Below are 10,155 nucleotides of genomic sequence, written 5' to 3'. Positions count from 1 at the left end.
GCGGCGGGTCCTGAGCAGGCCCGCCGCACCGCCCGCGGTGTTCCGGGGGACCGCGTTTCCCGGGATATAGGATCTTGATCGTGAGCAAACGGACCCATCCGCGCGGAACCGCCCGCCCGGTCAGGCTTCTCGGGGACCCGGTCCTGCGCACCGAGTGCGACCCGGTCCGGACGTTCGACGCGTCGCTGGAGCGCCTCGTCGACGACATGTTCGCCACCATGTACGAGGAGGACGGCGCCGGCCTCGCCGGGAACCAGATCGGCGTCGGGCTGCGGCTGTTCGTCTACGACGTCGAGGACGACAAGGGCCGCCGCCACATCGGCCACGTCGTCAACCCGGAGCTGGTGGCCGCCGACGGCGAGCAGGTCGTCGAGTCGGAGGGCTGCCTGTCCGTCCCCGGCCTGCGCTTCGACACCCCCCGCTACCACCACGCCGTCGTCGAGGGCGTGGACGTGAAGGGCCGTCCCGTCCGCGTCGAGGGCACCGGGTACTTCGCCCGCGCCCTGCAGCACGAGTGCGACCACCTGGCGGGCAGGGTCTACATCGACGTGCTGTCCGGGGACGCCCGCCGCGAGGCCATGCGGGCGATCCGCGCGCTCCGCGAGTAGGCGGCGCCGGCACTTCCCGTCCCGTGCGGACCACCTGTCCGGCGCGTGCGCTCAACCTGTCCTCCGCGCGCATTCAGGAGACGTTCAGGTTGGGATGTAAACCTCTGCGATGATGTGGAGGGGGACTGTGCAAGTGGTTGAACGTGCGGCGAACGGTGGCAGGACGGCGGAGGCGACGCTCCTCGTCGTCGAGGACGAGCCCAACATCCTGGAGCTCCTCGCCGGCAGCCTGCGCTTCACCGGATTCGACGTGATCACCGCCACCAACGGGGCGGACGCGGTGCAGTCGGCGCGGCGGCACCGCCCCGACCTGATCGTGCTGGACGTGATGCTGCCCGACATCGACGGGTTCGACGTCGCGCGGCGGCTGCGGTCCGGCGGCGACCACACCCCCGTGCTGTTCCTGACCGCGCGGGACGCCGTCCAGGACCGGATCAAGGGGCTGACGATCGGCGGCGACGACTACGTCACCAAGCCGTTCAGCCTGGAGGAGGTCATCGCCCGCATCCGGGCGGTGCTGCGCCGGTTCCGCGGCGGGGCGACCGAGCCGCCGCCGCGGATGGTGTTCGCCGACGTCGAGCTGGACGAGGACAGCCACGAGGTGTGGCGCGGCGGCAGGCCCGTCCAGCTGTCGCCGACCGAGTTCAAGCTGCTGCGCTACTTCATGGCCAACGCGGGCCGGGTCGTGTCCAAGGCGCAGATCCTCGACCACGTGTGGAACTACGACTTCCGCGGCGACGCGGGCATCGTCGAGTCGTACGTGTCCGCGCTGCGCCGCAAGGTCGACAACACCGAGCCGCGGCTCATCCACACCCTGCGCGGCGTGGGCTACGTGCTGCGCGAGCCGACGAGAACGGGCTGATGGCCACGCGGGCCCCGGCGACCGCCGCCCCTCCCGAGGTGCGGGGCGCCGCCGGCGCGGCGCCCACCGGGGGCCTCGCACGGACGTGGGCCCGCACGTCGCTGCGCGTCAAGCTGATCGCCGGGATGCTCGTCCTGGTCACCCTCGGCATGACGGTGATGAGCGCGGCGGGCGCGTCGGTGCTGCGGCAGTACCTCGTCGGACGGGCCGACGACCAGCTGCGCGGCTCGGTCGGGCGGGCGATCGACCAGGTCGTCCCGCAGCTGGAGAGCGGCCAGACGCGGATCACCGTGCGGATTCCCAGCGAGATGTACGGGCAGGTCCGCACCACCGACGGCCGCTCGCTCGGGCAGAACGAGGCGTGGAGCGAGGCCGGCCACCCGCGGCTCCCGGCGAACCTGAACGAGCACATCGACCGGCCGTTCACCGTCACCGGGACCGGCGGGTCGACCTGGCGGATCCTGGCCGAGCCGATCTCCGACGGCACGGTGCTCGTGCTCGCGTTCAGCATGGAGGAGATCGACCGGACCGTGCAGCGGCTCGTGGTGATCGACGCGATCGTCGGGCTGCTGGTGCTGGCCGTGCTGGTGGTCTTGGGCGTCGCCGTCGTCCGGGCCAGCCTGCGGCCGCTGTGGGCGGTGGAGGCGACCGCGGGCGCGATCGCGGCGGGCGACCTTTCCCGGCGCGTCCCGGAGGCCGACCCGGGGACGGAGATGGGACGGCTCGGACGGTCGCTGAACACGATGCTCGGGCAGATCGAGGCGGCGTTCCGGGCGCGCGCGGAGTCGGAGGCCGCGGCCCGGCGATCCGAGGAGACGGCGCTGCGCTCGGAGGAGCGGATGCGGCGGTTCGTCGCGGACGCCAGCCACGAGCTGCGGACCCCGCTGACCGCGATCCGCGGGTTCGCCGAGTTCTACCGGCAGGGCGCGGCGCGCACCCCCGAGGAGGCGGAGCGGCTGATCGGCCGGATCGAGGAGACCGCCTCCCGGATGGGCCTGCTCGTGGAGGACCTGCTGCTGCTCGCCCGGCTCGACCGGCAGCGCCCGATCGAGCGGCGCCCGGTGGACCTGCTCGCCGTCGCCGCCGACTCCGTCCAGGAGGCGAGAATCCTCGCACCCGAGCGCACGATCGACCTCACCGTCGAGGCAGGACTGGCGTACCAGGTGCGGGGGGACGAGCCGCGGCTGCGCCAGGTCCTCGGCAACCTGCTCAGCAACGCCGTCGCGCACACGCCGGAGGGCACGCCGATCGAGGTGCGGCTGTCGCCGGGCACGCTGCGCGGCGAGCCGGCTGCGGTCGTCGCGGTCGCCGACCAGGGGCCCGGCCTGGCCCCCGAGCAGGTCGACCGGGTCTTCGAGCGCTTCTACCGCTCCGACGAGGGCCGCTCCCGCGACCACGGCGGCGCCGGTCTCGGGCTGGCCATCGTCGCCGCGCTCGTCGCGGCCCACGACGGCGAGGTCCGCGCCGACTCCGCACCCGGCGAGGGCGCGACGTTCACGGTCGTCCTTCCTCTGGCGGAAGACTAGAGGCGGCATTCAGGAAACGTTCAGGATCGTGGGTTCCAATGGACGCACAGGGCGCGCCCCGGTCTCGACGGGGAGCGGGAGGCCGCGCCCTGGCCAGCTTGGACGGACGATCGGTACGACCGGCCGGTCACCGCGGCCGAGGGGACGACCCCTCGGCCGCTTTTTCATGACTTGTAGGCGTTCAGCACACTTTCAGGTCGGCTCCAGGCGGCCTGCAGACCCGGGGCGCACTCTTCATGGTGAGAGAGCGACAGGGGGATCCAGATGAACGCCGACAGGCCGCAGCAGCAGCCCTGGGAGCCCGGCGGAGCCGGGGAGCCCGGAAGACCCGGATTCGACCCGTACCCGCAGTGGACGGGCAACGTGCCGCCGCCACCGGCGGACGCTCCGTCCCGTCCGGGGATGTTCGGCACGGGGATGTTCGGCGCGGGGATGTTCGGCACGGCGCGGCACAAGCTCGCCGCCGTGGGCGCCGCGACGGCACTGGCCCTGGGGGCGGGCGGCGCCGGCGCGGGGGTGACGCTGGCGCTGACGCACAAGAGCACCGTCTACTCGAGCCCGACGGCGGTCTCCGGGGTCGCGTCCAAGAGCACGACCGCGCAGGTCGCCGCCGCCGTCCAGCCGAGCGTGGTGTCGATCCAGGCCCGGACGGCGTCCGGCGTGGAGGGCGGCTCCGGCGTGATCCTCCGCTCGGACGGGGTGATCCTCACCAACGCGCACGTGGTGTCCGGCGCCCAGCAGGTCGCGGTGAAGTTCAGCGACGGCAGGACCGCGTCCGCGCAGGTCCTCGGCGCCAACACCGGGGAGGACGTCGCCGTCGTCAAGGCGGAGGGGGTGTCGGGCCTGAGGCCGGCGACGCTCGGCTCCAGCCGCGCCGTGGCGGTCGGCGACCAGGTCCTGGCGGTGGGCAGCCCGCTCGGGCTGGACGGTTCGGTGACGTCCGGCATCGTCAGCGCGCTGGGCCGCGAGATCCAGGAGGGCGGCGACCAGCAGCAACTCCCGCCGGGGCTCCAGGGCCGGTTGTCGCAGCAGCAGCAGACCGTGATCAAGAACGCGATCCAGACCGACGCCGCCATCAACCCCGGCAACTCCGGCGGCGCGCTGGTCAACGCCGCGGGCCAGGTGATCGGCGTCAACACCGCCATCGCCACGTCCGGGAGCAGCAGCGGGAACATCGGGGTCGGCTTCGCCATCCCGATCGACTCCGCCAAGAAGGCCGCCGACGCGATCATCGCCGGCGCACAGGTCTGACCCGGGACGCCGTCCGGCCAGGGCTCTTGGGGGAGCGGGCGGACGGACGGCGGACCGGGGCAGGGGGTCCTCCCGGCCGGGCCGGGTGGGAGGACCTGGCAAGGGATGAGCGGCCGCGTGACCTGCCTGCGGGTCACGCGGCCGCTCTGTGCCGCCCGTGCTCTGCGCCGCCCCGCGCTCAGCTCCGCACCCGGACGGCCGGACGCCGCCTCACCTTCGCCAGCATCCGCCGCGTCGTGAGCAGGTAGTACTCCCGCGGCAGCGTGCGGACCCGCAGCGGGAGCCGCGGATAGACGAGCGCGATCGCCCCGATCAGGAGCCGGAACCGGCGCTCCCGTCCCGGGGTCCACTTCCACCCGTACTGCTCGCGGATCGGCGCGGGCATCAGGCCCGCGGTGAGCAGCCGGATCGCCATCAGGCCGGGCGCGTGCAGCGGCCCGCCCGGCAGCCTCGGGTGGAGCACCTGCTCGGCGATGGCCCGCGACGCGTCGCTGATCTCCAGGCTGTGCAGCATGTCCGCGTAGTACCCGCGGAACTGCGGGTAGGTCTCCGGCATCCGCTCCTCCGGGCAGCCGAGGATCGTCGCGTAGACCTTGGTCTGCCCGTAGAACTCCGCGAGCTCCGCCTCGGTGAACGTCCGCCGGAAGACGAGCTGGTAGAACTGCACCGCCACCGCGAACAGCGTGGACGCGACCCACACCTGCAACTCGGGGTCGTTCGCCTCGTAGTCGGGGCCGGTGACGGCCGCGTGCCCCTTGGTGACGAGGGCGCTGAGCGTCTCGGCCTCCTCCCGCGTCCCGAACTGCACCGCGTAGAGCCACCCCATCGTGTTCCGCAGCCTGCGCAGCGGGTCGTCCGCCGTGTAGCTGTGGTCGTAGACGCCCTGCGCCACCTTGGGATGGGCCGTCTGCAGCAGCGACGCGGCGCCGCCCGCGGCGATCAGCACGCCCTCCCGCGTGATGACGCGGATGAGGTCGTCGTCCCGGAACAGTCCATCGTCCATGGCAGGCACGTTCTCAGCAGGCGCGTTCATGGCGCCCAGTGTAAGTAAGTACTTTCCTTGTCGCCAGCGAGGGCCGCGGGCCGGAAGTTATTGGAGCGACGATCCGTCCCTTCCCTGCGACAATGGGGACATGCCCGCCCAGATCCATGTCCGCGGCTCGGTCTCCATCCCGGAGTCCGAGCTCGCCTGGCGCTTCTCCCGCTCCTCGGGGCCGGGCGGGCAGCACGTCAACACCAGCGCCACCGCCGCCGAGCTCTCCTTCGACGTCGCGAACTCCCCGTCCCTCCCCGAGCCGCTGCGCGCCCGCGCCCTGGAGCGCCTCTCCGGCCGGCTGGTCCGCGGCGTCCTCACGATCCGCGCCGAGGAGTACCGCTCCCAGCAGCGCAACCGGGACGCCGCCCGCACCCGCCTGGCGACGATCCTGGCCGAGGCGACGGCCCCTCCCCCGAAGAAGCGCATCCCGAAGAAGATCCCCCGCGGCATCAACGAGCGCCGCCTGGAGAACAAGAAGCGCCGCAGCGCCGTGAAGCGCCAACGCAACGCCCGCTGGGACTGACAGCGCCCAAGCGGAGACACTTCCCATCCCGCGGCGCGAGGTCATCTCGGGCCGAATCCGGCAGCAAGAAGAGAAACAACACCACACCCTTATGACAATTCGCCCGTCCTGCCGCCGCAGCCCGACGACCAGGGAACTTACGGCGCGGATCACCAAGCTCGTGGGCCGGTCATAGCTGCCACAGGGGTCGTTCCAATCTGGGACGGACGTGCAAGAACGGCGCAAGCCGCATGCAAGCGGTGTAGTGGACCATGCTCCGAACACGACCGTCGATTATCGAGTCGGCTTCCCATTCCCCTGGAGGGTCGGTTGAGGTTACAGCCGCGCCATAGGACCATCCTGACCTTGGCTCTTGCTTGCTCACTTCCCGTTCTGGGCGCTCAAACAGGCCCGGCCGCCGCCGATCCCACGCCGGCACCGCAGCGGCCTTCTCCGAATGGCCAGGAGATTTCGCCCGAGGTGCCACAGGTCAGACCCGACCAGAGGGCAGGGTTGCTGGGGAGCGGCTGGAAGCAATCGAGCGATACCGCCTGGACCACGATCGGCGACGCGACCGGGTTCCATGTGCTGGTCGCGGATGCGAAGACGGGCTACACATGGCGGACCGCCGCGACGCTCTCGGTGCCGGGGCTGGAGACCGACCAGTGGGTGGGGAACGCCTGCCTGACCGCGTCGGGGCGTCGGGCGATGGTGGTGTATGCGCCGCGCTCCTTCACCAACACGGCCGAGCTGGCCCGCCGGGGCGGCTTCACGGCTGTGGTGGACCTCCGGACGGGCGCGGTGCGCAAGCTTCCGATCACCACCAGCCTCGCTTACTTCAACCCGGGTTGCGGCAGTGGTGAGACCGCTGTCCTGACTCAGGAGGGCGACGAGGACCTGGGGAGGACACGGCTCGTGAAGGTCGACACCGCAACGGGCCGCGCGGGCAAGGGCGTCCAGGTGAAGGGGCAGATCACCTCGGCCGTCCCCACTTCTGCGGGGATCACTGCGGCCGAAGGGTACCGCCTGGTCGACATCACCGGCGCCGGCCGGGTACGACGGCTCGCCGCGACCGCGAGCGTCCCGTCGTCCCTGCGGGTCGACCGCGAGGGCGCGGTCTCGTACCTGGATCGGAACGGCGGCACCACTCGCCTGTTGCGTACCCGCGGAAAGAAGACGACGGTGCTGGCGGAGGCGCCCGCTGGACAGCTCGGCCTCCGCCAGGGCACCGGCGGGCGGCTCTATCTCACCGGCCGCCCCAGCAGGGTCTCCCGCCTGCCCGCCGGCATCAAGCGGCTGAACGCGCCGGCCCGAGCGGAGATCTCCACCCACGGGGCGATCGCGCTCACCACGGTCACGTCCAGGCAGGATCCGTTCCGCAAGGTCCGCACCGCCGAGTCGGCGCCGGATCCCGACGGCCCGCAACGCGTCACGATCAACGCCACCGTCACCGGCACCGGCAGGACCGCGGCGTTCACCGTCGACCCGGATGCCCGGCTGTCGCCGAGGCACCGGCAGGGCCAGGCCCGAGTGCGCGTGTACGATACGGCTCCGGCCTCATCGACCCGGCTGCGAGCCGCGAGCGGCTCTCCCACCAACCCGACCGACACCGACGGCTGGTGTTCGATCTCCCGCAATGACATCCGCGCGATGGCCTACCAGCCCACACCCCGGCAGGTGGAATGGGCGGTGGACATGGCGGTGCTCGGGGCGGATGTGAGCCGGCCCGCCGGGTTCAAGGGATTCGGGCTCGCGGCGTACTCCACCCAGGGCCTCTTCCCCAGGCGCAACGACGTCAACGTCCCGCCGCAGATCTTCCTGGGCATCCTGTCGCAGGAGTCCAACCTCTGGCAGGCCTCCCGCACCGCGCTGTCGGGCGAATACGGCAACCCGCTGGCGGGCAACATCTACGGTCTCGAACTGGACGACAAGACCGGTGACATCAAGGATTGGGTCATTCACTGGGACAAGGCCGACTGCGGATACGGTATCTCGCAGCTGACCGACGGGATGCGCAAGCCCGAACATGCCAAGGACGGCGAGGCGACCCTGCCGTACAACGCGCAGAAGGCCGCCGCGCTGGACTACGCCACCAGCATCGCCGCAGGACTGCAACTGGTGCAGGACAAGTGGAACCAGACGTACACCGCCGGCATGAAGCTGCACAACGGCGACTCCACTAGAATCGAAAACTGGTTCTACGCGACCTGGGCCTACAACAGCGGCTTCTACCCCAAGGCCGACGCGGCCAATAACAACGGCGCCTGGGGTCTGGGCTGGTTCAACAACCCGATCAATCCGCGGTATCCCGCCGACAGAAACCCGTTCCTGCACGGAAACAGCTGGGGCGACGCGGCCCACCCGCAGGACTGGCCGTACCCGGAGAAGGTCCTGGGGTTCGCCTCCTATTCCATAGACACCCCCGACGGTCCGGGATTCCGGCCCGCCTGGTGGACCACCGAGGACAACCGGACCAAGGCCACCGCACCTTACGACACCTTCTGCGACGGCACCAACCAGTGCGAGCCCGGCGCCAGGTACGTGCCGAACGACCCTGACGTCATCGGGCAGCCCGCGGGGCCGTGCGCGCACAAGAATCCCGCCAACGGCCTGTACGACCTGCACTGCTATTACAACCAGCCCGCGCAGTGGAAGGATGACAACTGCGCCTCGTCATGCGGCAATCCGATCAACCGGTTCGAGGACGACTACCCCGAACAGCCCGACGGCACCCATTACCCGCCACAGTGCAACAAGACCGCGGGGCTGCCATCGGGCGCGCTGGTGGTCGACGACGTCCCCAGCGGAACCCCCGTTCATCAGTGCGGCTCCAGCAGCAGTGCCGGCAGTTTCGGCTTCACCTTCACCGAAGACACCGACCAACCCGGCACCTACCCCGGAAAGATCGATCTTCATCAGCTCGGCGGAGGCTACAGCGGGCATTTCTGGTTCGGCCACACCCGCAAGCCCGGTGACCGCAACAAACTCGCCTTCACCGGGACCTGGACGCTGGGCCAACAGATCAGCGGTTGGGCACGGGTCCTCGTCCATCTACCCGACCACGGTGCCCACACCCAGCAAGCCAAGTACCAGATCAACCTCGGAAACGGTACGCGGACCCGGTATGTCAACCAGAACCGAAGAGGGAACGCCTGGGTTTCCATCGGCGTTTACCAATTTTCCGGCACACCGCAGGTCAAGCTGACCAACCAGACCGAGGACGGCTACGGCGAGGAGGACATCGCCTACGACGCGATCGCCTTCCAGAAGCTCCCCGGAAAGCCCCGGCATATCGTCGCCGCCCTCGGCGACTCCTATTCCTCCGGCGAGGGCGCCGGGAACTACCTTCCCGAGACCGACACCCAGCACGGCGACACCCGCTGGAACGCCTGCCGCCGCAGTCTCAACGCCTGGCCCCGCAAGATGAGACTGCCCGGCACCAACGACCCGACCGGCACGCTCGCCGACGACTGGAACGCCAACGTGGAACTCGGGTTCGTGGCGTGCTCAGGAGCATGGAACCGCAACGTCACCGGCGTCTACTACAACGAATGGTATCCCGGCCATCCCTCCCACTGGGACATCCGCAACGAGTACGAACGCGGCGAAGGGCAGTTCCGCGAGGTGGCCCAGATCAACTCGGGCGTGCTGAGCAGTGACACCACTCTGGTCACCCTCACCATCGGCGGCAACGACCGCGACACCTTCACCGCCGCGATGCTGGAATGCGGCAACATCACCAACTGCTCCGGCGGCCTGCTGACCAAGTACAAGCCATTGGTCGACGAGTCGATCGGCAACACCCGCGAAACTCTGAGCAAGATCCGCGCCAAGGCCCCGAACGCCCGCATCGTCTTGGTCGGCTACCCCGAGCTCCTCAGCCGCACCGTCAAGTGCGCGGGCTCCCTCTACTATGATCTGACCGAGACCCAAGCCTTGGGCGACCTGGTTCGTTACGGGACGACCGAGCAGAGGAAACTGGTCGCCGGGCTGGGCGACAACAAGATCGTCTTTCTGGACAAGGTCGTGGAGAAGTTCACCGGCCACGCCGGTTGCGACTCGGACGAGTGGATCAACAAGTTCGTCGACGGCCCCAATGGCGACGGAGACTTCCACCAAGGCGACCGACCAACACCGTTGTGCATCACCAATGGCACGTTCTGCTTCAGCCGCGAATCCTTCCATCCGAAGAGCTCCGGAACCACCGGCTACGCCGACCTGATCACCGCCTCCTGGCCCGCGCTCGGCTACTCGTGATCGCGATCGCAGCGACCTGAGCGCCCTTGACGCTCCCGGGTCCGTCCTGAGCAGGGCGGGCCCGGGAGCGTCTCCATGGCCCCGTTGACATCCCTGTTCGGCGCTTTCCTCGA

General features: G+C 70.2%; 7 protein-coding genes. 6 read left to right on the top strand and 1 reads right to left on the bottom strand.

The window, feature by feature from the left end; genetic code table 11:
• Positions 1-80: 80 nt before the first annotated feature.
• The 4 genes from def to AB0C21_RS05560 all read left to right on the top strand — a co-directional run bounded on the left by def (position 81) and on the right by AB0C21_RS05560 (position 4,247).
• Complete coding sequence (def, locus tag AB0C21_RS05575) at positions 81-608, top strand: peptide deformylase (protein WP_500202854.1); 528 nt, start codon at positions 81-83, stop codon at positions 606-608.
• 133 nt (positions 609-741) lie between these two features.
• The gene (locus AB0C21_RS05570) at positions 742-1,470 is read left to right on the top strand and encodes a response regulator transcription factor (protein ID WP_500202853.1); all 729 of its coding nucleotides are present in this window, start codon (positions 742-744) and stop codon (positions 1,468-1,470) included.
• A complete protein-coding gene (locus tag AB0C21_RS05565) occupies positions 1,470-2,996 on the top strand; it encodes a sensor histidine kinase (RefSeq protein WP_500202852.1) in 1,527 nt (508 codons plus the stop codon). The genes AB0C21_RS05570 and AB0C21_RS05565 overlap by 1 nt, the downstream gene beginning before the upstream one ends.
• A 264-nt stretch (positions 2,997-3,260) precedes the next feature.
• Complete coding sequence (locus tag AB0C21_RS05560; protein ID WP_500202851.1) at positions 3,261-4,247, top strand: S1C family serine protease; 987 nt, start codon at positions 3,261-3,263, stop codon at positions 4,245-4,247.
• Positions 4,248-4,425: 178 nt separating this feature from the next.
• On the opposite strand, the gene AB0C21_RS05555 is transcribed toward AB0C21_RS05560, so the two are convergent.
• On the bottom strand, positions 4,426-5,280 hold the full coding sequence (locus AB0C21_RS05555) for an oxygenase MpaB family protein (RefSeq protein ID WP_500202850.1): 855 nt from the start codon (positions 5,278-5,280) through the stop codon (positions 4,426-4,428).
• A 100-nt stretch (positions 5,281-5,380) separates the two neighbouring features.
• Here AB0C21_RS05555 and arfB point away from each other — a divergent pair, with 100 nt between their 5' ends.
• Entirely contained in the window at positions 5,381-5,806 is a 426-nt protein-coding gene (arfB, locus tag AB0C21_RS05550; RefSeq protein WP_500202849.1) for an alternative ribosome rescue aminoacyl-tRNA hydrolase ArfB, read from the top strand.
• 459 nt (positions 5,807-6,265) lie between these two features.
• Positions 6,266-10,042: a golvesin C-terminal-like domain-containing protein gene (locus tag AB0C21_RS05545; protein ID WP_500202848.1), complete on the top strand. Its 3,777-nt coding sequence runs from the start codon at positions 6,266-6,268 to the stop codon at positions 10,040-10,042.
• The last annotated feature ends 113 nt before the right edge of the window (positions 10,043-10,155 follow it).

The organism is Spirillospora sp. NPDC049024, from assembly GCF_040649235.1.
Lineage (GTDB): Bacteria > Actinomycetota > Actinomycetes > Streptosporangiales > Streptosporangiaceae > Spirillospora.
Note: the sequence above shows the minus strand (reverse complement) of the source record. Positions and strands in the feature narration are given on the sequence as shown.